Raw genomic sequence first — 25,904 nt, forward strand, 5'->3', positions numbered from 1 at the left:
ATCGCCGAGGTCGGGTCGGGTTGCCGCTTCGTCGCCGAACGCCGGCGTCTCGGATTTTGATGAGTAGGCCGCCCTACTCGCCCCACTGCCGCGCCATGGTGGCGAGCGCGCAGCCCTCGCAGTAGCGGGCATCCTTGAAGTCGATCCAGTTGTGGGCGTAGACGCGCTCCGGCGGGATGCCGTAACGCGCGCGCAGCAGCTTCACCAGCACCCGCCAGGCCGCGACCTGTGCGTCGGTCGGGCCCGTCGTGACGTCGGGGTAATTGCCGGCGAACTCGACGCCGATCGACGTGTCCTTGTTCACCTGGTGATAGGTCTTGCTGTTGTCGATATATTTGTTGTCGTTGCGATCGGCGCCGTCTGTGTGGGTCGGAACGAGGTTGTCGGAGACCGCCCAATAGACCGTGCCGTCGGTTTCGACCCAGACCATGACGCCGCGCCGGGTCGGGTTCTTGTGCTGCGCCTCGGCGCCGTATCGCGCCGAGCCCTGCGGCCCCTCGGTCTGGTGCACGATGATGTTGCGCCAGGGATGCGATCTGGTGACGTCGCCCCAGGGCGCCAGCCAGACCATCTTCAAGCCGGGAATCTCGGGCGTGCCTTGCGATCGCGCAATGGTCGCGAGATCGGGCGTTTCGGCCGATGCGGCAGCGGACAGGACCAGCGCAACAAGCGCGGTGAGCAGGCGAGGCGTCATTGCGGAAGTCCCGGCGTCATTCCGTCGCTCGTTAGCACGCTCAGGCGCGCTTGCGCAGGCTCGCCTCGACCATCTCGGGCAGCTTCGGCTCGTAGGTCGCATAGCCGTTCTTGCCGCCCTTCTTGGCGTCGTAGAGCGCGTGGTCGGCGGCGGCGACCAGGCGATCGGGATGCAGGCCGATCTCGCGGGTCCATTGCGCGACGCCGATCGAGACCGCGATCGGGATGTCCTTGCCGGTGCACTGCTCGGCATCGGCGCGGCAGACCTCGAGCACGCGGCGCGCGATCATCGCGCCCTCGCGCAGCGTCGAGGACGGCAGCACGATGCAGAACTCGTCGCCGCCGGTGCGGGCCAGCATGTCGCCCGGGCGGAGCCGCGTCTGCGCCATCAGCGTGAAGTGCTGCAGGCAGGCGTCGCCGGCGGCGTGGCCATGGGTATCGTTGATGCCCTTGAAGCCGTCGAGGTCGATCACCAGCAGCGCGAACGCCTCGCCGTTGCGGTCGGAGCGCGCGCATTCCTCGGTCAGCCGCTGCAGGAGATGGCGGCGGTTGCCGACGCCGGTGAGATCGTCGAGCAGCGCGAGGTCGGCGACCTCGTTGCGCAGCCGGTCGATCGCCATCAGCAGGAAGCCGAAATTGAGCGCCATCGACAGGAACACCATCAGCAGGATCACCAGCGACTGCCCCGCAGAGAAGCGGACGAAGGAGAACTCGCCGGGCTGCAGCAGCGCGCCGACGGCACGCAGCGCATAGATGCCGATCAGCACGGAGGCGACGATGCCGGCGAGCCGGGCACCGGGGCTGACGCGGCCGTTCTCGGACGACAGCAACAGCTTCAGCGTCAGCGCGAACGGCGTGACCTGGGCGATGGTGTAGACCAGGATGCGCATCGGCATGCTGTCATAGGCGAAGATGAAGGTGCCGAGGCCGGCGAAGGCCAGCGCCGCGGTCAGCAGGGTGGCGCGCCAGGTCGCGGGCTTGTCGTAGAACCGCTCGATGCCCATCGCGGCAAGGCCGGCGGCGAACACCATCAAGGTCCCGGCCGCGAGCAGCGGCAGCAGCGAGTCCGTCAGCATCACGCGAAGCATCGCGCAGCTGGCGCCGGCTGAGGCGACCAGGGCCGACGCGGTCCAGAACCGCGCCGCGCCGAAAGAAGGATAGCTGCGCGCGACATAGGCCCAGATCAGCCCGAGCGCGAGAAAATTGATAATGAATACCGTCCAAAGCGTCGGAACGCTCAACATCGCCCCTGTTCGAGAGCCGTATCGGCCTCGCCTCTCCTGAAATGACCGTCTGCCGCTAAAGCGCGATGAGATCAGGCTGAATCATCATCGCGCGTTAGATTCTTGTTTTGGCATGATCTTTTCGGAAAACCGCTTCGCACTTTTCCGGATCATGCCCCCGGGGCGTTTCCTCAAATGACAATCCCCGTTGTCTTACGGAACAGCATGCGGCCGCGCCGCTTAACGGAGCGTCACCCACAACGTGCCAATCCGCGCCGTGGTTTTGAATTGATGAAGATCTGCGCATCCGCCGTTTGCGCATCGTTAAGCATGACGGATGCGACGACGCCGCGACGCGCGAGATGCGCAACGCTTTGCGAAAAAGCTGGCGAAAACGCGTAACAGTTGTGGATAACACGATGACGGCGCCGTGACAGCACGCGGCAGCAGCCTCCGAATCTGCTGAGTTTGATATCGAGGATGTTGCGAGGCTGGCCCTCCGCCAAGCATGCCTCGGAGTCGCGTTCAATCCATGAAACCCTGAGAGGATACTATGGCTAAGAAAGCGAAGAAGGCGAAGAAGGCGAAGGCGAAAAAGGCCACCAAGAAGAAGGCCGCCAAGAAGTAACGAATTCCAGCCCGGGTAGCGGCTCTTGCCCTGCCCGGGCACCCGGACCGGGACAACCGGTCGCAGCGACGTCAACCTCGAATTCACCGGCCCTACTTCGATCGGCCCCGAACTGACACGGGGCGCAAGGCAGCAGGCGCAGCGCCTGCTTTTTTATTGCCTGCGTCCGGGCGTGACGGCCGCGACGTCAGCGCTCCGCGAAGGCGAGCCTGGCGCCGAGCAGGGCAAAGCCCGCGGCAAAGCTTCGCCGCAGCCAGGCCATCACCTTCGGCCGGGTGATGACGCGGTCACGCACCGAGGCGGCGAACAGCCCGTAGACCGCGAACACCGCAAAGGTCATCGCCATGAAGACACCGCTGAGCTCGACCATCCGCGCCAGCGGGTGCGGCTCGTCGACCGCGATGAACTGCGGCAGGAAGGCCAGGAAAAAGATCGACAGCTTCGGATTGAGGATGTTGATCAGGATCGCGGTCACGATCACTCGCCGGCGCGAGCGCGGCTTGATCTCGGTGTCGACGGCGAGCGCGCCGCGCTCGCGCAGCGCCTGCCAGGCCATGTAGAGCAGATAGACGACGCCGCCCCATTTCAGCGCCGCGAACGCCACGGCGCTGGTGTGCAGGATGGCGGCGAGCCCGAGCATCGCCGCGATCATCTGCGGCACGATCCCGAGCGTGCAGCCGAACGCCGCCGCGACGCTCGCCCGCGCTCCCCGGGTCAGCGCCACCGCCAGCGTATAGAGCACGCCGGTGCCGGGCGAGGCCACCACGATCAGCGACGTCAGCAGAAAGGACCAGGTCACTTTAAATCCGTCACTTCAAACCCTCGGCGGGCGGGACATCGTCCGCCAATATCACGGCGACGGGGACGGCGGAAGCGGCTGCCGGCCTCCGCCCGGCGCCAGCGTCGACACCCCGTTATGACGACCTGCGCCATCCGCGATGCGAAAGCTCCGACGCCTTCATCTCGGCGACCCGGATCACGTCCAGCGGCGCCCAGGGCTTGGCCCAGAACAAGGCGCCTTCGGGCAGGCGCTGCCGCAGCGGCTTGCCCGAGGTGACGATCACGTCGAGATCGGGTCTATACTTCTTCGCGGCATAAGCGAGCTCGATGCCGGTCATGTGCCCGGCCAATTCGACGTCGGTCATCATCAGCACCACGTTGTCGCCGTTGCCCTGCAGCACCAGCTCGGCGGCCTCGGCGCTCTCGCAGGCGATGACCTCGAACTCGCTTTCCTCCAGCAGCAGCCCGATCATCTCGCGCTGCATCGGGTCGTCCTCAACCACCAGGGCCTTCGCACGGTAGGGCTTTGACTGTCCCATGGGTGTGGCTCCCTTGGTTTGAATGCTTCGCTTCGAGCGCGTAACATAGATTAAATGCCCAAAATCACTGGATGGTTCAGTTCCAATTTGAGAAAAGCGTGGAAATGCCGTGTTCCTCGCTTGGCAACCACCACCCCGTTGAGATGGAGCTCACCTGACATGACCGCGATCCCTGGATCCGCCGCTGCCGTGACCGGAGCCGCCAGCGGCATCGGCCGCGCGCTCGCGCATGAACTGGCGCTGCGCGGCTGCGATCTGGCGATCGCCGACCGCGACGAGGCCGGCCTGCAGGCCGCCGCCGCGGAGATCGCGAAAGCGAGCCCGCGCAAGGTCACCGTGCATCGGCTCGATGTCAGCGAGCCGGACCAGATCACGGCGTTCGCGGAGGCCGCCGTTGCGGCGCATCCCTCGCTCAACATCGTCGTCAACAATGCCGGCGTCGCGCTGCTCGGCGAGTTCGGCGAGTTCGATCAGGCGCAGATGGAATGGCTGTTCAACATCAATTTCTGGGGCGTGGTGCACGGCACCCGCGCCTTCCTGCCGCAGCTTTCGCGGCAGCGCGAGGCGCATATCGTCAACATCTCCTCGATCTTCGGCATCATCGCCCCGCCCGGCCAGAGCGCCTATTGTGCGGCCAAGTTCGCGGTGCGCGGCTTCTCGGAAAGCCTGCGCCACGAGCTTGCGGTGGCGAACAGCCCGGTGCGTCTGTCCGTGGTGCATCCGGGCGGCGTCGCCACCAGCATCGCGCGCAACTCGCGCGCCGGCACCGGCGTCACCGACAATGCCCGCCGCGCCGAATCGATCGAGCGCTTCGACGCGCTGGCCAGGACCACGCCGACCGCGGCCGCGCAGCGCATCATCGCCGGCATCGAGAAGAACCAGCCGCGCATCCTGATCGGCAAGGACGCATACTTCATGGACCTGCTGCAACGCTTCCGCCCGGCGACCTACTGGAAAACGATGCAACGGATGATGGAGAAGACGGCGGCGCGGCGGATCGCCCGCGATGCCGCGAGGGCGAGCCAGTAGCGCGATGGCGCGGAGTAACCCGCGCACCGCCGTCGTCCCGGCGAAAGCCGGGACCCATAACCACAGGATCGGGTTGGTGAGACACGCCGGGACCACAGCGTCGTGCAACACGGACATTTGTGGTTATGGATCCCGGGTCAAGCCCGGGACGACACCGGGGATGCTGCGCGGCCTGCGGGTCATACATATGCCTGCGAGTTTACGCCTGCGCGTCATCGCGACACGAGATTACCCGCCCAGCTGCTTCTTCACCCCGAGCGCCAGCCGGAACAGCGGATCGCTCCGCTCCGAGGGATAGAGCGCGCTCCTCGCCACCTGCGGAAAATTATCATTCTTCCAGAACGACGCCGGCGCGAACGAGAATTTTGCGACCAGCCGCCGGCCGAAATCCATCTCGTAGGGAAAGTAGTTTTCCTTCTGCTCGGTGCCGGACATCTCCGGATACTCGCCGAGCAGATAGCCCTCCTGGATGTGCGGCCGCACCGCCGACGGCGGGCAGACGCTGGCGAGGCGCACGATCTGCAGGCCGGCCTCGGCGCTCGCGGTGATCGCGCCGCTCAGATTCGGCACGCCGAGCACATAGAGGAAGGCGGTGCCGGTCTCCGCCAGCGAGGCAAAGGAGGCGGCAATCCGGATCGAATGGGTGACGTCGAGCAGCGGCGTGGTGCAGACCTCGTAATGCTGCAGGATCGACCAGCGCAGGATGCGATGCCGCTTCAACCGCTCGAGCCCGAGCAGCTTTTCCCTGGCGTATTCGGCGATCAGGATCCGCTCGGCGCGTTGCAGCGCATCGAACCGCCCGACCAGCGTCGCTTGATCGGGATTGCCGCGGCCGCCGCGAAACAGCGTCGGCTTCAGCGACGAGTTGCGCTTGATGTTCCTGTAGTCGGCGCCCTGGCCGCGAAACAGCAGCACATGATCGCGGTTGAGGAATTGCAGCTCGGCGATCTTGGTGGCGAGCTCGAGATAGGAGCCGACGCGATGGCCCGGCCCCTCCCGCACCGCCGAGTTCTTCGCGACCTGGCATCCGCGGCGGTCGAAGAACGACCAGATTTTTTGGCTACCGATGGTTTCCATGGAGACACCAGAATTCTCAACCCGTCATTCCGGGGCAGCCCGCAGGTCCATTTTTCCATGCGTGATGCGGCCCGATGGAAGCAATCCATCGTTCCGCATGTGCCGAAAGATGGATTGCTTCGCTCCGCTCGCAATGACGGACAAGGCCGCCGCGCCCTCACCGCCCCACGAGCTGATCGGCAAAATACCCGATGGTCTTGCGATAGATCACCGCCCTGTTCCACTCGCGCATCGCCTCGAAATTCGCGGTGCCCTCGCCGTAGGGCGCGCCCATCTTGAAGCCGCTGGTGTGCAGGAGGTTCGCGGTCGAGGCCAGCACGTCGGCGACCGAGTGGCGCAGGTCGACATGGCCGTCGCCGTCGAAATCGACGCCATACTTGATGTAGGACGATGGCAGGAATTGCGTCTGGCCGATCTCGCCGGCATAGGCGCCGATCATGTCGTTGAGACGGAGATCGCCGCGCTGCACGATCTTGAGCGCGGCGAGCAGCTCGCCCTGGAACAGGTCGCTGCGGCGGCAATCATGCGCCAGCGTGGCGAGCACGCGGAACACCGGCAGCTTGCCCATGTCGCCCTTGCCGAAATCGGTCTCGAGCCCCCAGATCGCGACCAGGATCTGGCGCGGCACGCCATACTGCTGCTCGATCTTCGAGAGCAGCGCGGCGTGCCGCTGCAGCATCGCGCGGCCGCCATTGATGCGCCCGGGCCCGACCCGGGTTGCGACATACTGCTCGAACGTCTTGTTGAAGGTGTAGCGCTGCCGCCGGTCGAAGGCGAGCACCCCGCCATCCTGCTGCACGCCGCCGAGCGCCGCGGAGATCACATCCTGCTGGATGCCGGCGCTCGCCGCCTCCTGCGAGAACGACTGGACGAAGGTCGGAAAACTGCCGCCGCAGCGCGCGGCGTAGGAGGGGGTGGCAAGCAGCAAGGCGCCGAACACAACCGCCAAACGACACCTGAGCATGCAAAAATCCCCCTGCTTCGATTGGCCGATCATGCCATGGAGCAAACGAGGCAGTCAAAGCGTCGGCACGACACTCCATCCTCGGCGGGCAGCTACGCGCCTCAATCCATGTTCGCACGGTGAATGACCACGGCGCATCCATCAACCGATCGGCACGTAGCTGAAGCTCAACCGCTGAGCTGCCGCTCCAACCCCACAAAATCGATCTCCGCCCAGCGCTCGGAAATCCTGCCATCCTGAATCCGCCAGAACGTCATGCCGCGGAATTCGACGTGGCGGCCGGTTGGGGCAATGCCGCGCCATGGGCTGCGGTGCCGGCCGCGCCAGACGAAGCGGCCGGCGACGATGTCGCGCTCGGCGACCAGGCATTCCGCCACCGCCGACAGGTCGGCGAAGGTCTCGTGCATCGCGGCCGAATGCGCGATCACGTCCTCGGCGCTCAGCCGCTTGCCCGCCGCATGGTCGAAGAAGTCGGGCGCCAGCTGTGCGCGGATCGCCTCGGGATCGTGGCGGTTGGTCACGGCGTCGTAATGCGCGAGCACGAGCGCCTTGTTGGCGTCGATTGTGGCGTTGGACATCGGCGTCGGTTCTCGAAGGAAAGGTTGTAGAAAGAGAGGGATGCGCCTCATACGCGAATCGGACGGGATGGCGCAAGTGACGATGGTCAGAAAAAGCTCGGCTTTCGGCCGTCGTTCGTTTGCACGCCGATGCGAAAGACCGCTGCCGGAAAAGTGCGCCGGCGCGCGGCTCCGCCGCCAGCCACTCCCTCGCCTCTGCGCGAACGGCAGGCGGGCCGGCGCAACCGGCGGTAACATCATCCGATGGCTTGACTGGCGGTGACCTGCAAGCGGCGGTCGGCGGCGGCGAGCGACCCGCCGCACGGCAGCATTTGCGGACGCGATACATGAACGCCGAAGCCGCCGGCCGCGACCAAGAAGCACGGTCTGGGCAAGCCGCTTCCGCCACGCGGCCGGCCGCGCTGTCTTGTTCATGCAAAGCCACGCCGCTAAAGCCAGGCACGCCGGCTGCAACGCCGCCGTCATTTGGGGACGCCATCCGATGACGCGTTTTGGGATGAGGATGTGCTGTCGATGACGATCGCCGGGGGTTTCGCACGCGCGCGCAGGGCCGCCGCATCGCTCGGTGTCGTGATGGCGCTCGGCGCCGTCTTGACCGCGACGATCGACACCGCCGCCGCGCAGAACGCTCCCGCCAAGCGCGCGCCGGCGCAAGGCGCCGGCAGCACGCAGGCGATCGCCGCGCAGGTGAAGAACGCCGTCGCGCTGACGCGCAGCGGCAAGATCGACGCCGGCTATGCACAGCTGCTTGCAGCACTGGATGCCGCAGACAAGCTCGACGACGCCCAGTTCGTCATGGAGCAGTATTTCGACGCGACCGCGACGCTGCGCGCGGTCAAGCGCGACGATCTCGCCGAAAAGCTGTTCGTGCGTGCGTTCCAGAGCAAGGCGGCCGCGCAACGGCCGCCCGGCAGTGCCGACGTGCTGCTGATGTACGCGATCCTGCTGTCCGACCACGCCAGGATCGCCGAAGCCGTTCTGCTCTACATGAAGGCGATCGCGACGTTCAACGCCTATTGGGGCGAAGGCTCCGAGGAATCGCTGATCGCGAACGACAAGCTCGCGGTCGCGCTGTCCGCCAACGGCTCGGCGGCGTCGGCGACGAATCTGGGCCGGCACAATTTCGAGCGAGCGGAGAAGGCGCTGGGGCCCGACCACCGCACCACCTGGAAGCTCGCCAACAATTATGCCGACATGCTGCGCGAGATCGGCGCGCCCGCGAAGGCGCTCGAGCTCGATCTGTTCGCGATCGAGAAGCGCGCCGAACATTATGGCGAGAACCATCTCAACACGCTGGTGACGGTCAACAATGCCGGCCAGGATTTCCTCAATCTCGGCCGCTTCGACGACGCCCGCCGCTATTTCCGCCGCCACCGCGCGATCGCGGCCGCGATGGCGCCGAAGGATCCGAGCTTTGCCGGACAGGCCGATGCCTGGCTGTTCTACACCGACATGCGCGCCGCCGGCGACGCCGTGATCGCGCCGGCCGATCTGGGGCGGCTGGAGGCGATCGTCGCCAATGAGGCGAATTTTGCGGATTTCCTGCGCATCAAATCCGCGGTGCTGGCTGCCGGCCAACGCGAGCAGCGCAGCGAGCGGGACAAGGGGATGCGGCTGCGCGAGACCGCGCTGGCGATCTCGACCCGCGCCTTCACGGCGCAACATCCGATCAGCTTCGAGATCAAGCTCGGCATCGCGACCGCGGTGATCGCAACCGATCCGACCCGCGCGGTACAGGCCTTCGCCGCGCTCGACCGCGAGATGTTCGACTGGATGAAGCGCGAGGTCGGCACGTCGGGCGATCGCGCCGTCGCCGAAGCGATCCGCGCCCATGCCGACCATCTCTTGTTCGCGTTCGGCCGCTTCGCCACCGGCGCCGGCTCGGCCGCGGCGCAGCCGGCCTTTGCCGCCGCCGTGCTGCGCTGGAAGACGCTCGGCGGCGCCGACGCCACGGCGCTGCGCCAGCTCGAGACGGAGGTCGCCGGCAAGGACGAGGAGACCGCGACGCTGCTGCGGACGGCGCTCCGGCTTAACGGCGAGAAACAGGAGCTGTTCTCGTCGGGCAATATCGACGACTGGGCGAGGTCGGTGTGGGGGCGGCAGGACGCCGCCGAGAAGGCGCTGCAGAAGCGGCTCGATGCGATCGGCATCAAGCTGCCGCAAGACCCGATACGTCCGTCACAGCTGCTCGCGGCGCGGGAAGCCGTGGTCAACTATTTCATCACGCGGCAATGGAAGGCGGATCGCCAGGCGAAAGACCCGCTGGCGGCGACGGTGCTCTACGCCATCGTCGAGACCGCAACGAGCGAGCCGCGCGTGGTCGATCTCGGCGATCCCGGCCGCATGGTCGACACCCGCGTGCGCACCGAGATCGCGCGGCTGCGCGCGACGCGGGCCACCGTGCCTGACCCCGACACGCACGCGCCCGACGTCAAGGGCCGCTTTCAGAACCTGCGGGCGCGGCTGTTCGCGCCGCTGGAGCCGCTGCTGAAGGACAAGACCACGCTCTATGTCGTGCCCGACGGTTTCCTGTTTGCCGTGCCGTTCGCGCTGCTGCCCGGCAGTGGCGGCGGCCTGCTGGAGGACAAGTTCACGATCCGGATGCTGACCAGCCCCGATGCGCTGATCGCGATCCATGCGCGCGAGACGCTCGATCAGCGAGGGGCGATGCTGCTCGCCGGCGACATCGAATATGGCGAGCCGGGGCCGATGCCGCTGCCCGCGACCCGAACCGAGATCGAGGCGATCGCCAAACTCGCCCGCACCCGCGGCGCGCCGGTCGAGATGCTGACCGGACGCGGCGTCAGCGAAGGCACGCTGCGCGCGGCGATCGGCAAGGCGCGCATCGCGCATCTGGCGACGCACGGCTTCTATCGCGACGGCACGGCATCCGGCCTCGATACGCTGTGGCAGAGCGGCATCGTGCTGTCGGGCGCCGGCGACGGCCGATTTCCGCTGCGCGACGAGAACGACGGCTATCTCTATGCCTTCGAATTGATGGATTGGGACCTGTCCGGGCTCGACCTCCTGGTGCTGTCGGCCTGCGAGACCGGCCGCGGCGACGAGAGCTTCGTCAGCGGCCTACGCGGCCTGCCGACCGCGCTCGGCATCGCCGGCGCGCGGCGGGCACTGCTGACGTTGTGGCCGGTCGCCGACGAGGGCACCGCGAATTTCACCGTGCGGTTCTACGAGCACCTGGCCGAGGGCCTGACCTATTCCGATGCGCTGCGCCAGACGAGGCGCGATGCGCGCGACGGCAAGGTCGCGGGCGCGGGCGACGCCAGCGCGTGGGCGGCGTTCGTGCTGTTCGAGGGCTGAGCCGCATATGTCGTTGATGTGACCGGACGGGCGCCGCGAGCGCAGGCAGGGCCGAACTGCGCCCGGCGTTGCGCAAGGGCCGCACGCAACCCCATCGCGCAGGGCAGACCGGCGCGCGGGCGCAGGCGATTTGCTTTGACAGCGGCGCCCCGATCGAGGACAAGCCGCGCATGCCGAAAAAACCCGGGACCAATCCCAAAGGCGAATTCGCCTTCTTCAACGTCTTCTATGAAGACGGCTCGCAGCGCTCCAATCGCCGCGTACCGTCGGAGCTCATTGGCGGGCTCGACGGCGACGAGCCGGTGCGTGCCTTCCTGCGCGAGCAGGACCGCGAGATCGCCGAAAAGGGCGGCCGCCCGCCGCTCGAGATCAAGTCCATCGAGCGCGTCGGCGCAAAGAAGAAGTAGCGGCGTCCAGTTAGTTCTATCCACGTCATTGCGAGCGCAGCGAAGCAATCCATCGTGCTGCAGGCGCAGTATGGATTGCTTCGTCGCTTCAGCGCAAAATTGCTTCGCAATTTTGTCGCCGAGCTCCTCGCAATGACGTCGGAGACGGATCAAAATGAAAACGGCGGGCCTTGGCCCGCCGTTGTTGTCTCGATGGATTGCCGGGTCGAGCCCGGCAATGACAATCGGAAATATTAGTTATCCAGGAAGCTCCGCAGCTTCCGCGACCGCGACGGGTGCTTCAGCTTGCGCAGCGCCTTGGCCTCGATCTGGCGGATGCGCTCGCGGGTGACCGAGAACTGCTGGCCGACTTCTTCCAGCGTGTGGTCGGTGTTCATGCCGATGCCGAAGCGCATGCGCAGCACGCGCTCCTCGCGCGGGGTGAGCGAGGCCAGCACGCGCGTCGTGGTCTCGCGCAGGTTGGACTGGATAGCAGCATCGATCGGCAGGATCGCGTTCTTGTCCTCGATGAAATCGCCGAGATGCGAATCCTCTTCATCGCCCACAGGCGTTTCGAGCGACAGCGGCTCCTTGGCGATCTTGAGAACCTTGCGCACCTTCTCGAGCGGCATGCCGAGCTTCTCGGCGAGCTCTTCCGGGGTCGGCTCGCGGCCGATCTCGTTCAGCATCTGGCGCGAGGTGCGGACGATCTTGTTGATCGTCTCGATCATGTGCACGGGGATGCGGATGGTGCGGGCCTGGTCGGCGATCGAACGGGTGATCGCCTGCCGGATCCACCAGGTGGCGTAGGTCGAGAACTTGTAGCCGCGGCGATATTCGAACTTATCGACCGCCTTCATCAGGCCGATATTGCCTTCCTGGATCAGGTCGAGGAACTGCAGGCCGCGGTTGGTGTACTTCTTGGCGATCGAGATCACGAGCCGGAGGTTGGCTTCCACCATCTCCTTCTTGGCCTGACGGGCCTCGCGCTCGCCCTTCTGCACGCCGTGCACGATCTTGCGGAATTCGCCGATCTCGAGCCCGGTGAGCGCCGCCAGCGACTGGATCTCGTGGCGCAGGTCCTTGATGCGGTCCTTCTCGTGATGGACGAAGTTCTTCCAGCCCTTGGCCGACAGCTTGGAGACGCGGTTGAGCCAGCGCGGATCGAGCTCGGAGCCCTGGTAGTTGCGCAGGAAGTCCTCGCGCGCGACGCCGTGGCTGTCGCCGAGGCGCAGCAGGCGGCCCTCGAACGAGACCAGCTTCTTGTTGATGTCGTAGAGCTGCTCGACCAGCGAATCGATGCGGGCCTGGTTGAGGCGCAGCGACTTCACCTCGACGATGATCTCGTCCTTCAGCTTCTTGTACTTGCGCTCCTGCGAGGGCGACAGCGACTCGCTCTGCAGCTGGTTGGCGATGTCCTGCTCCTGCAGGCGGCGCAGCTTCTTGTACTCGGACGCGATCTTGTCGAACGTCTCGACCACCTTCGGCTTCAGCTCGGCCTCGATCGCGGCGAGCGACATCTGGTTCTCGAACTCGTCGTCGTCCATGTCGCCTTCGGCGGCGGCCTCGGCGGGATCCTTCTCCTCGGTGGCGGCTTCGCCACCGGCGGGCGCGGCGCGGAACGGGGTCGGCGACGGCGGCGCTGCCGGCGGCGCGACATGGGCCGGCGCACCGGCCTGCGCGTCGCCGCCATTGCCCTCAGCGGCGGCACCCTCGGCGCCGTTGTTGCCGATCAGGTTCGGATTGATGCCGCCCTTGGACTCGGGGCCGGCATAGGTGGCTTCGAGATCGATGATGTCGCGGAGGAAGATCTTTCCTTCGTTGAGCTCATCGCGCCAGATGATGATGGCCTGGAAGGTCAGCGGGCTTTCGCAGAGGCCCGCGATCATCGCCTCGCGGCCGGCCTCGATGCGTTTTGCAATCGCGATTTCGCCTTCGCGCGACAGCAGCTCGACGGTGCCCATCTCGCGCAGATACATGCGCACGGGATCGTCGGTGCGCTCGCCGGGCTCCGACTTCTTGACCTCGGTGACGGCCTTCTGCGTGACCTCGACGAGCTCGTTATCGGTCTCGTCGTCGCCGTCGTCCTTCTCGTCCTCGCCTTCGCTATCGTCGGCCTCGGTGACGTTGATGCCCATGTCGGACAGCATCGACATGATGTCTTCGATCTGTTCGGGCGACGTCGTATCGGAGGGCAGCACTTCGTTGAGCTGATCGAAGGTCACGAAGCCGCGCTTCTTGGCCTGCTTGATCATCTTCTTCACCGCGGCATCCGACAGGTCGAGCAACGGCGACGGCGCGTCAGCGGCATCCTTCTCAGGAGCATCCGCTGCCTTGTCGTCTTTTTCCTTGTCCTTAACCTGCAGCGTCTTTGCCTTGGTGGCCATTCACTAAGCTCCCGAAACGCGGTCATGCAAAATGGCGCCACGCACGCGCATCCGCATGAAATCTAGATTTACTCTCTCGACGCACAAAGGGCGGCGCAATATCTCGCCACCCCTGTCATCCGTCTCGACGGTTTCCATCTTGAAATAGCCGCGAGGCTATTAAGTTTCGCTTAACCCTGTTTTTGCAGCCAAACCATGGATTTGGCGAGTCTTTTTGCGGGTGCGGCCAGCGCCGTCCGCAGCATTTTTGTTATCAGACATTACGCTGGAACCGGCCCGATAATTCGCCGAACCCTTCAATCAGGGCTTCGGTCCCGTCGGCTTCTGCCATCCGGGCCTGGATATCCTGCAACCATGCCAGATTGGCCTCGCTGGAGTCTTCAGCCAAGGCCGCTTCCGCATCTTTTCTTTCCCTAAGTAAGGCGTGGGTTTTCTGATGCAAGGCAACGAGTTGACGCCAGGTTGATAAAACATCCTCGCGCGCCGCGCCGACCTGCGCGCCCCACACCGCCTGGGTTGTGATCGCCCGCTCAACCCTTTGAAGAATCGGGGATAATCCGCCCGCTTCGAGGTCGGCCCGCATCTTCTCGGCCTGCTCCTCGGCGTCGGGGGAATGGTGATGGTCGTGGGCAAAGGCGGCGATGATGGCGGCCCTGAGCTTGTGGGCCTCGGGATGGCCGAGCTCCAGCGCCGCCACCTCCTCGAGATGGTCGTGCAGCAGCCAGGGGTGGTTGATCAGGGATTGCAGGATCAGGGCCTCGCGGCGCGAGATCGCGCTGCGCTGGCCGCGCATGATCGGGCTGTTGGCCAACTGGGGGCTGGCGGCCTGATAGGGACCCCGTGAAATCCCGGGGGTGGCACCGAACCGGCCGCCCTGCGGGCCCCCTTGTCGGCCGTTTTGGGCAGGTCCCCGGGGGGCAAACTGGCGGGGTGATTCGCCGCCGCGGCCGCCGCCGAAATTGCCCCTTCCGTAGCCGCCGCGGCCATAACCGCCGCGGCCGCCCTCGGGCGCAAAATTGCGCTGCAGCCGCTCCTGCAGGTCCTGCCGGTAATAGCGGCGCACCACCTCGTCGCGGATGCCATTGGTGAGCTCGCCGATCCGCGCCTCCAGCGCGGCGCGGCGCTCGGGCGTATCGAAACTGCCGCCCTCGATCTCGCGCGACCAGATCATTTCGGCGAGCGGACGCGCGGCCGAGATCACGTCCTCGATCGCGCCGCGGCCGCCGGAGCGGGCGAGATCGTCGGGGTCCTGCCCTTCCGGCAGCAGCGCAATCCGCAGGCTCTTGCCCGGCTTGAGCTGCGGCAAGGCAAGGTCGGCAGCACGATAAGCCGCCTTCTGGCCGGCGCGGTCGCCGTCGAAGCAGAGGATCGGCTCGTCGACCATCTTCCAGAGCAGGCCGAGCTGGTTCTCGGTCAGCGCGGTGCCGAGCGGCGCGACGGCGCCGGGAAAGCCCGACGTGACCATCGCGATGACGTCGACATAGCCCTCGACGACGATCAGCTGCGCGCCGTCATGCGCGGCCTGCCGCGCGGTGAACAGATTGTAGAGATTGTCGCCCTTGTGAAACAGCGTGGTTTCCGGCGAGTTCAGGTACTTTGCCGGAACGTCCTTTTCGAGCGCACGCCCGCCGAACGCGATGACGCGGCCGCGGGCATCCGTGATCGGGAACATGACGCGGTCGCGGAAGCGATCGAACGGCACCGGCTTGTCCTCGCCGGACACCAGCAGCCCCGCCTCCACCATGTCCTCGGTGGAGATGCCTGACGCGCCCAGATGCTCCTTCAGCGCGAAGCGGTCCGGCGGCGCATAGCCCATCCGGAACTGAAGCTGGGTCGCCGGCGAGATGGCGCGGTCGGCGAGATAGCCGCGCGCCTTGGCGCCGCCGCGCGAGGCCAGCGTGTCGGCGAAGAACTTGGTCGCCAGTTCCATCACGTCGTGCAGGGTGCGGCGGTGCTGCTCGTGCCGCGCAGCGTCGGGCGTCACCGCCGGCAGCGGGACACCCGCCATCGCGGCGAGACGTTCCACCGCCTCGGGGAAAGTCACCCCCTCGGTCTTCATCAGGAAGTCGAAGATGTTGCCGTTCAGCCCGGACGAGAAGTCGAACCAGGCCTGCTTCTGGTCGTTGACGAAGAATGACGGCGTCTTCTCCTGCTGGAACGGCGACAGCCCCTTCCACTCCCGGCCGGCCTTCTTGAGCTTGACGCGCCTGCCCACGACTTCCGAGACCGGAAGCCGGGCGCGCAGCTCATCGAGGAATTCGGGCGTGAAACGCATCAGTCAGGATTTTGGGCTCGGGCGGCGAATCGCGGACAACCGGTTAGCCATATAGCGGCACGGCCCGCCATGCCGAACAATGTGGGGCTTTTCCGGGCTATTCACAGGTCTGGCCCGTCACGGCTCCGTCGAGCGGGCTACCCCCAAATCCACGGTGGAGAGCCTGTGCGGCAAGCTTGCCCCCTCCCCGCTTCCGGGATTGGATAGGCCATGTTCACGACATTCAGAGGCGGACAGAGCGGCGGCTGGCAGGTCACGTCCATCACGCGGGTGAAGGGCGAGACGCTGCCGAAGGTCGCGGCGCTGTCGATCGTTGCGAGCGAATCGATCGCGCTACCGCTGCTGCCGGCGCAGACCTCCTGGCGGCTCGCCGGCGTCGCCAGCCACCTGCGCTACACCGAGAAGGAGGAGCGCGAGAAGCTCTTGGCCGTGCAGGCCGGGCTCGGCCGCAGCGAGGCAACCCACGCAGCGCTGATCCCAATCAGGAAATCCGCGGCGTGGTGGGAGCTGACGCAGGAGGAGCGCCGCAAGATCTTCGAGGACAAGTCGCACCACATCGAAGGCACCCTGAAATTCCTCCCCGCGATCGCCCGCCAGCTGTTTCATTCGCGCGACCTCGGCATGCCCTTCGACTTCCTGACCTGGTTCGAGTTCGCCCCCGACCACGTCACCCTGTTCGACGAACTGGTCGGCATGCTGCGCGCGACCGAGGAATGGAGCTATGTCGAGCGCGAGGTCGATATCCGCGTGGTGCGGGAGGATTGACTTCTCTTTCGTCGTGGCCGGCACAGCCGTCAGAATGACGGCGTCGCTTCCGCTCGCCTATGACCCGGCAATCCATCAAAAGAATGACTATTGCGAAGTGAGATGGATGCCCGGGTCAAGCCCGGGCATGACGAAACATGCGGTACGTCCGAGCGCTAATGCTCGAGGAATTTTCCTGACGCGATCCGCGGCAGCTCGGTGACCGGCCAGTTGTAGAGATAGGTCCACGCCTCGCTCACGCTGCCGTCGGCGAGCGTGACCTTGAGCATCTCGCGGACATATTCGGTCGGCGGCGGAAAGCCTTCGCCGCAGGCTTCGTACATGTCGAATTCACGCAGCATGGCCTCGCGCTCCCGCAAGCGGAACAGCTCACCATGCACGATGTCGGCCGGATCGTCCGACACCACGAGGCCCGGATAATGCTTCACCAGATAGAGCCGGCCGCGGCACTGCGCCGGCCCGAGGAATTCGGCATTGCCCGCGAGCAGCTTCGCCATCGGATGGTCGAAGCCGCGCATCAGCGTGCCGTAGACGAAGAGAAGATCGGAGGTCATGGGTTCAGTTGTCATTCCGGGATGGTCCGAAGGACCAGACCTGGAATCTCGAGATTCCGGGTCTGGTGCTAACGCACCATCCCGGAATGACAGAAAATCCTGGGGGACGCTAGGCCACCGCCACCTCATCGGTCACGACGACGAACTTCGTCAGCGTCATGCGGCCGAAGCTCGTGGTGAGGGCGACGTCGGCGGCGTCGCGGCCGGTTGCCATCAGGATGCGGCCGATCCGCGGGGTGTTGTGGCGGGCATCGAAGGTGTACCACTGGCCCGACAGATAGACCTCGAACCAGCCGGAGAAATCCATCGGCGCGGGGTCCGGCGGCACGCCGATGTCGCCGAGATAGCCGGTGCAGTAGCGCGCCGGAATGCCCATGCAGCGGCAGAAGGTGAGCGCCAGATGCGCGAAGTCGCGGCAGACGCCGGCGCGGCTTTCATAGACGTCGTGCGCCGACTTCATGTGATGGGCGTGCTGATAGCCGAACGTCACGTGGTTGTGCACGAAATCGGTGATCGCCTGCACCCGCGCCCAGCCCTGCGGTGTGTTGCCGAACAGCGACCAGGCGACATCGGTCAGCTTGTCGGTCTCGCAATATCGGCTCGGCATCAAATAGAGCAGCATATCGTCGGGCAATTGATCGACCGGCAGCTGCTGCGCCGCCGGATTGACGATGTCAGGCAGTCCGGAATCGCGCACCAGCGCGCTGCCGCGGAAGGTGACGCCACCGCCGGGGGCAACGAGCCGCCCGCAGACATTGCCAAAGCCGTCGCGATAGAGGCCGATCGGCACGTCCGGCTCGGTCGAAAGGCGCTCGGTGCCGACGATGTCGGCGTAGCGCGACGGATGGATCGACAGCATGATCACCATCGGGGTCGGCTGCGCCGCCGTGTAGGTGATCTCGAAGCCGACCTTGATCTGCATCGTCAGGCCGTCTCCTGCTCCGCGTTCTCGCCGACCGAGACCACCTTGATGTCGATATCCATGCCGAGAAAGGCATCCGCCGCGCCGAGATAGACGCCATGCAGCGGGATCGCCTGGCGCGGATCGCGCGCCACCGCGACGCGGATCAGATCGCGCGTTCCGACGATGCCGTTGGTCGGATCGAATTCGATCCAGCCCGCGCTCGGCAGATAGACCTGCACCCAGGCATGGGTCGAGCCGCCGCCGACATAGCCGTGCGCGCTGCCGGGCGGCATCGCGAGATAGCCGGAGACGAAGCGCGCGGCGACGCCGAGCCGGCGCAGCGCCTCGATCATGAACAGCGCATAGTCGCGGCAGGTGCCGGACTGCGTGCGCAGCGTGTCGAGCGGATGCTGGGTGCCCTGCTCGTAGCGCTTGCGATAGCTGAACGCCTCGCGGATGCCGTGGGTCATGCCGCTGAGGATCTTGAAAGTCGGCGTCGGCGCCTCGACATCGAGGAAGCGCCGCGCCCAGGCCGACAGCTCGCCGTTCGGGTCGCCATATTGCGGCGTGATGAATTGCTGCAGGTCGGGGAATTCCTCATCGTCGTAGAGGAACGGATAGAAATAGGCGGGATCGTCCGGCGTCAGCGCGAACGTATCGGCCGGATTGTGCTCCACCGTCGCGGTCGAGACGAATGACAGCATGTCGGCGCGCTCGTCGAAGGCGGCGATCGCCATGCTGTTGCCGAACACGTCGTGGATCCAGCGCAGCGACATCGGCTGTGGATCGATCACGAGTGCGCTGTCGAGCACGCGCAGATCATGGCCGTCACGGGGGCGCAGCATGATGCGGTGCTCGCCGAACGCCACCGGGCGCGCGTAGCGATAAACGGTCTTGTGATGAATAGTCAGCAGCGGCATCTTCAAACAATCATCGTGATTTCGGGCTGCATAATCTATAGAGAAAGCTGCCCGATTCCAGATCAGCATGCCGCCTGAATAGGCAAAGTCGAGGAAAAAAGCCCTTGAATTACGGAGGCGGTCCATCGTTCCTGCTCGCGAGCACCGACGCTTCACCGGTTCTTGAACACAATGCCGACGGCCGCTCGCCGTTCCTGTTCACCTGCGATCACTACGGCAGGCTGATTCCCTCTCCGCTCGGCGACCTCGGTCTGCCCGAAGATGAGCTGGTGCGGCACATCGCCTGGGACATTGGCATCGCCGGCGTCGCAACCCGCCTCTCGGACCGGCTCGGCGCGCATTTGATCGCGCAGCGCTATTCGCGGCTCGTGATCGACTGCAACCGTCCGCCGCATGTCGCAAGCTCGATCCCGCTGATCAGCGAGGCCACCACGGTGCCGGGCAATGAAGGCCTGTCGCGCGAGGCCGCCGAGATGCGCCACGCGCAGATCTTCGATCCCTATCACAAACGCATCGACGAGATCATCGACGCGCGTGCGCAGCAGGGCCTGCCGACGATGCTGGTGTCGCTGCACAGCTTCACGCCGATCTACGCCGGCATCGCGCGACCCTGGCACATCGGCACGCTCTACCACCGCGACACGGTACTGCCGCCGCTGCTGTTGAAGCATCTGCGCGCCGAGGGCGATCTCGTGGTCGGCGACAACGAGCCCTATGCGGTCAGCGACGAGACCGACTACACGATCCCCGTGCATGGCGAGGCACGCGGCCTGATGAACTCGGGCATCGAGATCCGCCAGGACCTGATCTCCGACCAAGCCGGCGAGACGGCGTGGGCCGAACGGCTGGCGCGCATCCTCGGCGAGATCGAGGCAGCGCTGCGCACGGAAGCGCTGATCTAGCGACTAATGGTCAGCCAGGCCGTGGCCTCTAGCCCGAAGCCAGCTCGACGTGCTTTAATTGGCTGGGTTGAACTTCCAAGTTAGGGTAGTCCGTGGCGCCCGAGCGAGTGGAAAGGCGACTGGCAGCAGTGCTGGCGGCAGATGTCGCCGGCTACAGCCGCCTGATGGGAACGGACGAGGAAGGCACGCTCGCGCGGCTCAAGGCGGCCAGAAAGAATCTCATTGATCCAACGATCGCCGCTCATCGCGGCCGCATCGTCAAAACGACCGGCGACGGTATGCTGGTCGAATTCGGCAGCGCCGTCGACGCAGTGCGCAGCTCTGTAGAGGTCCAGAGCAGGATGGCGGAGCTTAACGCATCCGCATCGCAACAGCAGCGGATCGAATTTCGCATCGGCATTCACGTCGGCGACATTATCATCGACAATGACGACATCTTCGGCGACGGCGTCAACATCGCCGCGCGGCTGGAGAACATCGCGGACCCGGGCGGCATATGCCTGTCGGACGACGCCTACCGGCAGATCCGGAGCAAGGTCGATGCAGCCTTCGAAGACATGGGCCAACAGAATCTGAAAAACATCACTGAACCGATCCGCGCCTGGCGAATGAAGATCGGCGCCAGACCTTCGCCTGAGCGCCATCCAACTCCCGCCGAATCGCATCACATGCGCCCGTTTTCGGGAAAGCCCTCCATCGCGGTGCTGCCGTTTCAGAACATGGGCGGCGACAGCGAGCAGGAGTATTTCGCGGACGGGATCGCGGAAGACGTCCTTACGACCCTGTCAAAGATTCAGGAATTGATGGTGATAGCTCGCAACTCGAGCTTCGCGTTCAAGGGACAGAACCGGGACATTCGCGAAATCGGTCAGATCCTGGGTGCTCGTTATCTGCTGGAGGGGAGCGTTCGAAAGATCGGCAATCGCATCAGGTTGACGGCGCAGTTGATTGATGGTCGAGACGGCGGTCATCTCTGGGCGGATCGCTTTGACGGAAACCTGGACGACGTGTTCGATCTCCAGGACCGAATTACGCAAGAGATCGTCGAAGCGCTTGAGGTCCAGTTGACGGTCGGCGAACGCGCAAGGGTGTGGAGAAAACGCTCGGGCAGTCCGCTGGCTTATGAGTATGTTTTAAAGGGACGCGCCCTGTACGTTAATTTCGCGAGACAAACTCACGCACAGGCCCGGAAGCTTTTTGAACAGGCGCTGGAGATCAATGCCTCGTTTATGCCGGCGCTCTACTTGTTGGGTCTTACCCTGACTGACCAGGCGCGCTTCGGTTGGATCAAGGATGAAAATGAAGCGTATCAAGCCGCACTGGGCTGCGCTGATCGGGCTCTCGCCGCCGACCCCAGCTTCGGGGAAGCATACCTGGTGATCGGCTATGTTCGTACCTATCAACGCCGTCATGATGAGGCTGTGGCAGCGGGAGAAACGGCGATCAGCCTTGCTCCCAGCAGCTCTGACGCCCATCACATGGCGGGCATGTACCACGGCTACGCCGGCAATTTCCGAAAAGCCGTCCTCTACGAGGAACACGCCCAACGGCTCAGTCCGATTGAGCGCAACGAATCGATGGTGGACGAAGCGCGCGCAAGATTTCATCTCGGAGATTTCGCGGCGGCGCACGATATGGCCTCCCGCGTCCTGAGGCAGCGGCCGCTCTGGCTGACCGCGCAGTCGACACTCATAGCGGCGCTTTGGAATCTCGGCCGGCAAGATGAAGCGCGCATGATCTCGAGCGACTTGCTGGCGGGCCACCCCAATTTCAGCCTGGCCCGCTGGGCCAGGCTGCTGCCGTATCGCCGACAAGGCGACCTGGATGCATTGGTCAACCCGCTACGCATGGCGGGGCTCCCGGAGTGAAAACCCGTCCTCTTACAATGCCGGCGCGACGCCACACGCCAGACACCTGCGCGGCCGCGACTGCTTATTCGATTGCTGGTTCGGCTTCTTGCGCATCTCCGTAGATGAGGCACCGCAGGGATCGGCATATTCCGATTGGACCAGCTTTGCTGATTGCACGACCGGTTCGAGGCGCGATCAGGTCAACCCGATCAATTCGGCTGGCGCCGCCAGATGAACACCAGATAGAGCAGCACCGGCAGGCCGAGCCCAGCCCATGAGACTGCATCCCACCAGCCGTCGCCGACCAGCGCGCTGATCAATCCGACCGTGCTCACGATCGCGATGACGAGCGGAGCGCCGAAGATCTGGGTCAATGAACGATGCGAGACCATGCTGACGTCACGACGATAATGCGGGTTTGTCGATGGAGGCGGCGTCGGCGATCGCGCGTTCCTGGCTCACGCCCGCCTTGCGGCGGCGCATCCACAGGTACACGCCGGTCACCAGGATGAAGATGGTCAGGATGTCGAGCAGTGCCCAGACGATCTTGAGCGGCATGCCGCCATAGTCGCCGAAATGCAGCGGCTGCGAGACGAACAGGGTCGTCACATACCAAGGCATATCCCTTGTATCGGTCAGCTTGCCGGTTTCCGCGTCGATCAGCGCCGGCTTCAGCAGCCGCGAAGTCAGCGGCGTATCGCCATGCAGGAACACGGCGTAGTGGCTCTTGCTGCTGAACAGGGTTCCCGGGAAGGCGACGAAGCTCGGCGTCATGCCGGGCACCGCATGGGTGGCCACTTCGACCGCCGCATTCAGCGAGGTCAGCTTCGACGGCACCGGCCGGTCCTTGTACTGCGCCGTCATTTCGGCGAGCTGGCCGAACTGCCACATCTTGAGCACGAGGTCGGCCCAGGTGTTGATGACCCCGGTGAAGCCAACGACCAGCGTCCAGGCGACCAGCAGGATGCCCGCGAGATTATGGACGTCGAGCCAGCGCACGACGCGGGTCCGCTGCGCGCGATAGGCGCCGAAACGCAGTTTCCGCATCGACGGCGCGTAGACCACGATGCCGGAGATGATCGCGACGCAGAACAGGATCCCCATCAATCCGAGGAACAGCTTGCCGGGCAGCCCGGCGAACATGTCGGTGTGCAGCTTCAGCATGATGTAGGTGAAGCGGCCGGTCACATCGGGCGCATCGAGATAGGCGCCGCTATGGGTGTCCATCCGGATCAGCAAATTGTTGGTCGGATCGGCATCGATGGTCGGGCCGACGCTGACGAACATCGCGCTCGGATCGTCGCGATCCCAGATCAGGAAGTGAGGCACCTTTCCCGGCGCCTGCGCCAGCGCGTTGCCGAGCAGACGGTCCAGATTGGCCTGCGGCGTGCCTGGCGGCACGTCGGCCGGCTTGACCTGGCTGTGCAGGAGATCGTCGATCTGCTCGTGGAAGATCAGCGGCAGGCCGGTGATGCAGAGCAGCAGCATGAACAACGTGCAGATGAGGCTGGTCCATTTATGGACAGCGCCCCATCGCCGCAAGGATCTGGTCGTCGCAGTCAATTTCGTTACCTAAAGCGCGATGAGATCAGGTTGGATCGTCATCGAGCTTTAGCCTCTTGTTGAAGCATGATCTTTTCGGAAAACCGCTTCGCACTTTTCGGGATCATGCTTTTGTTTGAGCATGATCCTTTCCGAAAACCGCTTCGCACTTTTCGGGATCATGCTTTAGTTCCAGGTGTACTTCATCGTGCCCAGCACCGTGCGGCCATTGCCGAGGCCGCAATAGGGAAGTCCGGTGAGGCAGGATGCAACGTAGAAGTGGTCGGTCAGATTGGTGACGTTGATCTGTGCCTTCCAGCCCTTCAGGTCCGGCCGCAGATAAGCGAAGTCGTAGCTGACCGATGCATCGAGCAAGGCATAGGAGGGAATGACAAAGGTATTGAAGTTGTCGCCGTAGGTCTCGCCGACATAGCGCACGCCGAGGCCGAGCCCAAGGCCCGCGAGCGCGCCGTCATACCAGGTATACTTGCCCCAGACCGCGCCCTGGTCCTGCGCCGTGTTCATCATGTACTTGCCGGCATAGCCGACGATGCTCGTCGTCACCCGCGGGTCGAGATGGGTGTATCCCGCCGTGATTTCGAACTCGCGCGTCAGATTGCCCTTCAGCTCGAGCTCGAAGCCGCGGACGCGCACGGCATCGGTCTGCACGTTGAAGAGCGGATTGATGGGATCGGCGGTCAGCACGTCCTGCTGACGGATATCGAACGCCGCCGCCGTCGCCATGAAGTTCGAGCCGTTCGGCTTGAACTTGACGCCGACCTCCGCGCCCTCGCCTGTCGTCGGCCTGAACGATCGGCCGGCGCTGTCGGCGCCGAGGTTGGGCGTGAACGAGGTCCCGTAGCTGACATAGGGCGCGAGGCCGATATCGAACAGGTAGCTCAGGCCGATGCGCCCGGTTTGCGCCGAGTCATCGCGCGAATAATGGCCGGCCGGCGGATAGAACGCCATGCTGGTGAAGCCGGAGCTGACCCAGTCCTGGCGGCCGCTCATGGTCAGCGTCCAGCGATCGAGCTTGATCTGATCCTGCAGATAGGCGCCGAGCTGCGACTGCCTGTCGTCGCGCAGAATGAACGGCGCCAGCGAGCTGGCTGACGGAACGGCGGTGCCGTAGACCGGACTATAGGCATCGATCGGCGCAATCGGCGTCGTGCGATAGTCCGTGTTCGCCCACAGATCGAAGTAGTCGACGCCGGCCAGCACCTTGTGGACCAGCGGCCCGGTGGCGAAATCCGCCTGCAGCTGATTGTCGAGCGCGACATTGGCGGCGTCGGCCTTGACGTAGTTGTAGCTGCGCGCGACCAGACGATCCGTCACCATGCCCTCGGTCCGCACCGAGGCGAGGTCGTTGCTGACCTGGGTGTAGCGCAGGTTTTGCCGAAACTGGAAGATGTTGTCGAAGCGATGCTCGAACGCGTAGCCGACCGCGAACTGCTCGAGATGATAGCCATCCAGCCCGGGCTCGCCGAGGTAACGACTGTAGGGAATATGTCCGTTGGGGTTGGGCAGGAAGGACACCTGTCCCGGGACGTATTGCTGGTAACCCTTGTTGTCGACCTTCTGGTACTGCGAGAGCACGGTGAAGCTGGTGTCGTAGGTCGGGCGCCAGGTGAAGCTCGGCGCGATGAACAGCTTGTTGTCCTGAACGAAGTCGGTCTGGCTGTTGCTGTCGCGGCCAAGGCCGACGATGCGGTAAAGGAACCGGCCGTCCTTGTCGGCCGGACCGCCGATATCGAAGGCGCCCTGGAAGCGATCGAACAAGCCGAACGATCCCTCGATCTCGTAATGCGGCGTCTCGGTGGGCCGCTTGCTGACCAGGTTCAACAGGCCGCCCGGATCGGATTGTCCATACAGGCCGGATGACGGCCCCTTCAGGACCTCGATGCGCTCGAGACCATAGGTCTCGATGCGCGGGACCGCGAAGGTCGTGGTGTCGGTCGGCAGCCGCAACCCGTCGAGATAGCGCGGCGCGGTGAAGCCCCGCAGCTTGAACTCGTCGAAGAACGCGTTGGCGCCAAAACTCTCGATCGTCACGCCGGGCGTGTAACGCAGCGCTTCGGTGATGTTCTGCGCACCCTGCGCCTGGATCTGATCCTGGGTGACGATCGAGATCGACTGCGGCGTCGTCAGGACCGGGCTGTCGGTCTTGGTTGCGGTGACGCTCTGGCTGGCGAGATAACCGGTGACCGGGCCGTTGCCGCGCTCTCCGCCGCCACCTGCCCCCGGTGCTGGAACGTTCTGCGCGGGCGCCCGGTTCGCGATCGATCGCGGCGTCGTACGTGCAGGACGCGCCGCGCGTCGCGCCGGCAGCGTCCGCCGCGCCTGCTGCTGTTGTTTCGGCGCCTCGACCGTCACCGGCGGCAGCGCCGATTGCGCAACGCTTTCACGCGGCGTCACCACACTCAGCGCGAACAAACCGCTGCCGGCCATGTACCCGGCCGCCAGCGCAGTGCGACGAAACATCCGACCCCCGTCAACTCACATCGCCTTCATCCTCGCCGTCACTAACACGATGAAAGACGTACGCAGCTGATCGGTGATTAGAACACGTCCAGTGTTGGGCTTATCGCCG

Annotated in this window: 22 protein-coding genes; 7 read left to right on the forward strand and 15 right to left on the reverse strand. The window is 64.9% G+C overall.

All coding sequences use genetic code 11. The features are described 5' to 3' along the window. Positions 1-73: 73 nt before the first annotated feature. The 4 genes from J6525_RS34470 to J6525_RS34485 all read right to left on the reverse strand — a co-directional run bounded on the left by J6525_RS34470 (position 74) and on the right by J6525_RS34485 (position 3,863). Complete coding sequence (locus J6525_RS34470; protein WP_092087475.1) at positions 74-694, reverse strand: peptidoglycan recognition protein family protein; 621 nt, start codon at positions 692-694, stop codon at positions 74-76. Positions 695-734: 40 nt separating this feature from the next. After that, entirely contained in the window at positions 735-1,937 is a 1,203-nt protein-coding gene (locus J6525_RS34475) for a GGDEF domain-containing protein (RefSeq protein ID WP_225648004.1), read from the reverse strand. 794 nt (positions 1,938-2,731) lie between these two features. Next, positions 2,732-3,343, reverse strand: coding sequence for a LysE family translocator (locus J6525_RS34480; RefSeq protein ID WP_225648005.1), 612 nt, complete (start codon positions 3,341-3,343; stop codon positions 2,732-2,734). A 115-nt stretch (positions 3,344-3,458) separates the two neighbouring features. Next, positions 3,459-3,863, reverse strand: a complete 405-nt coding sequence (locus tag J6525_RS34485) for a response regulator (RefSeq protein WP_092087471.1) — start codon at positions 3,861-3,863, stop codon at positions 3,459-3,461. 159 nt (positions 3,864-4,022) lie between these two features. On the opposite strand from J6525_RS34485, the gene J6525_RS34490 reads away from it, so the two are divergent. Further along, entirely contained in the window at positions 4,023-4,892 is an 870-nt protein-coding gene (locus tag J6525_RS34490; RefSeq protein ID WP_092087469.1) for an SDR family NAD(P)-dependent oxidoreductase, read from the forward strand. A gap of 228 nt (positions 4,893-5,120) precedes the next feature. On the opposite strand, the gene J6525_RS34495 is transcribed toward J6525_RS34490, so the two are convergent. The 3 genes from J6525_RS34495 to J6525_RS34505 form a co-directional block, all read right to left on the reverse strand. Beyond that, positions 5,121-5,969 carry an FRG domain-containing protein gene (locus tag J6525_RS34495; protein ID WP_076827937.1) on the reverse strand — a complete coding sequence of 283 codons (849 nt, stop codon included), beginning with the start codon at positions 5,967-5,969 and terminating at the stop codon, positions 5,121-5,123. Positions 5,970-6,126: 157 nt separating this feature from the next. Next, a complete protein-coding gene (locus J6525_RS34500; RefSeq protein ID WP_225648006.1) occupies positions 6,127-6,933 on the reverse strand; it encodes a lytic murein transglycosylase in 807 nt (268 codons plus the stop codon). Positions 6,934-7,100: 167 nt separating this feature from the next. After that, positions 7,101-7,511, reverse strand: coding sequence for an ester cyclase (locus J6525_RS34505; RefSeq protein WP_092087464.1), 411 nt, complete (start codon positions 7,509-7,511; stop codon positions 7,101-7,103). A gap of 513 nt (positions 7,512-8,024) precedes the next feature. On the opposite strand from J6525_RS34505, the gene J6525_RS34510 reads away from it, so the two are divergent. The 3 genes from J6525_RS34510 (at position 8,025) to J6525_RS34520 (ending at position 11,473) form a co-directional block, all read left to right on the forward strand. Continuing rightward, positions 8,025-10,829, forward strand: a complete 2,805-nt coding sequence (locus J6525_RS34510; RefSeq protein WP_225648007.1) for a CHAT domain-containing protein — start codon at positions 8,025-8,027, stop codon at positions 10,827-10,829. Positions 10,830-10,999: 170 nt separating this feature from the next. Further along, a complete protein-coding gene (locus J6525_RS34515; RefSeq protein WP_026192271.1) occupies positions 11,000-11,236 on the forward strand; it encodes a hypothetical protein in 237 nt (78 codons plus the stop codon). 54 nt (positions 11,237-11,290) lie between these two features. Continuing rightward, a complete protein-coding gene (locus J6525_RS34520; protein WP_225648008.1) occupies positions 11,291-11,473 on the forward strand; it encodes a hypothetical protein in 183 nt (60 codons plus the stop codon). On the opposite strand, the gene rpoD is transcribed toward J6525_RS34520, so the two are convergent. Then, complete coding sequence (rpoD, locus tag J6525_RS34525; protein WP_057018061.1) at positions 11,470-13,602, reverse strand: RNA polymerase sigma factor RpoD; 2,133 nt, start codon at positions 13,600-13,602, stop codon at positions 11,470-11,472. The genes J6525_RS34520 and rpoD overlap by 4 nt on opposite strands. Before the next feature lie 253 nt (positions 13,603-13,855). Further along, on the reverse strand, positions 13,856-15,877 hold the full coding sequence (gene dnaG / locus J6525_RS34530) for a DNA primase (protein ID WP_225648009.1): 2,022 nt from the start codon (positions 15,875-15,877) through the stop codon (positions 13,856-13,858). A 210-nt stretch (positions 15,878-16,087) separates the two neighbouring features. Between dnaG and J6525_RS34535 the strand changes: the two genes are divergently transcribed. Next, positions 16,088-16,642, forward strand: coding sequence for a chlorite dismutase family protein (locus tag J6525_RS34535; RefSeq protein ID WP_076827947.1), 555 nt, complete (start codon positions 16,088-16,090; stop codon positions 16,640-16,642). A 155-nt stretch (positions 16,643-16,797) separates the two neighbouring features. On the opposite strand, the gene J6525_RS34540 is transcribed toward J6525_RS34535, so the two are convergent. From J6525_RS34540 to J6525_RS34550, 3 genes are all read right to left on the reverse strand, one after another. Next, entirely contained in the window at positions 16,798-17,196 is a 399-nt protein-coding gene (locus J6525_RS34540) for a gamma-glutamylcyclotransferase family protein (protein ID WP_225648028.1), read from the reverse strand. A gap of 109 nt (positions 17,197-17,305) precedes the next feature. After that, on the reverse strand, positions 17,306-18,118 hold the full coding sequence (locus J6525_RS34545) for a transglutaminase-like domain-containing protein (protein WP_225648010.1): 813 nt from the start codon (positions 18,116-18,118) through the stop codon (positions 17,306-17,308). A gap of 2 nt (positions 18,119-18,120) precedes the next feature. Then, a complete protein-coding gene (locus tag J6525_RS34550; RefSeq protein ID WP_225648011.1) occupies positions 18,121-19,020 on the reverse strand; it encodes a transglutaminase family protein in 900 nt (299 codons plus the stop codon). Between the two features lie 104 nt (positions 19,021-19,124). Between J6525_RS34550 and J6525_RS34555 the strand changes: the two genes are divergently transcribed. Both J6525_RS34555 and J6525_RS34560 read left to right on the forward strand, forming a co-directional pair. Next, positions 19,125-19,922: an N-formylglutamate amidohydrolase gene (locus J6525_RS34555; RefSeq protein WP_225648012.1), complete on the forward strand. Its 798-nt coding sequence runs from the start codon at positions 19,125-19,127 to the stop codon at positions 19,920-19,922. Positions 19,923-20,050: 128 nt separating this feature from the next. Further along, positions 20,051-21,790, forward strand: a complete 1,740-nt coding sequence (locus tag J6525_RS34560; RefSeq protein ID WP_225648013.1) for an adenylate/guanylate cyclase domain-containing protein — start codon at positions 20,051-20,053, stop codon at positions 21,788-21,790. A 191-nt stretch (positions 21,791-21,981) separates the two neighbouring features. On the opposite strand, the gene J6525_RS34565 is transcribed toward J6525_RS34560, so the two are convergent. From J6525_RS34565 to J6525_RS34575, 3 genes are all read right to left on the reverse strand, one after another. Then, positions 21,982-22,164, reverse strand: coding sequence for a hypothetical protein (locus J6525_RS34565; protein WP_092087447.1), 183 nt, complete (start codon positions 22,162-22,164; stop codon positions 21,982-21,984). A 7-nt stretch (positions 22,165-22,171) separates the two neighbouring features. Then, positions 22,172-23,314: a PepSY-associated TM helix domain-containing protein gene (locus tag J6525_RS34570; RefSeq protein ID WP_283848659.1), complete on the reverse strand. Its 1,143-nt coding sequence runs from the start codon at positions 23,312-23,314 to the stop codon at positions 22,172-22,174. A gap of 186 nt (positions 23,315-23,500) precedes the next feature. Further along, the gene (locus J6525_RS34575; RefSeq protein ID WP_225648015.1) at positions 23,501-25,795 is read right to left on the reverse strand and encodes a TonB-dependent siderophore receptor; all 2,295 of its coding nucleotides are present in this window, start codon (positions 25,793-25,795) and stop codon (positions 23,501-23,503) included. Between the last annotated feature and the right edge of the window lie 109 nt (positions 25,796-25,904).

It is taken from the genome of Bradyrhizobium australafricanum (assembly GCF_020329495.1).
GTDB classification, from domain to species: Bacteria; Pseudomonadota; Alphaproteobacteria; order Rhizobiales; family Xanthobacteraceae; genus Bradyrhizobium; species Bradyrhizobium australafricanum.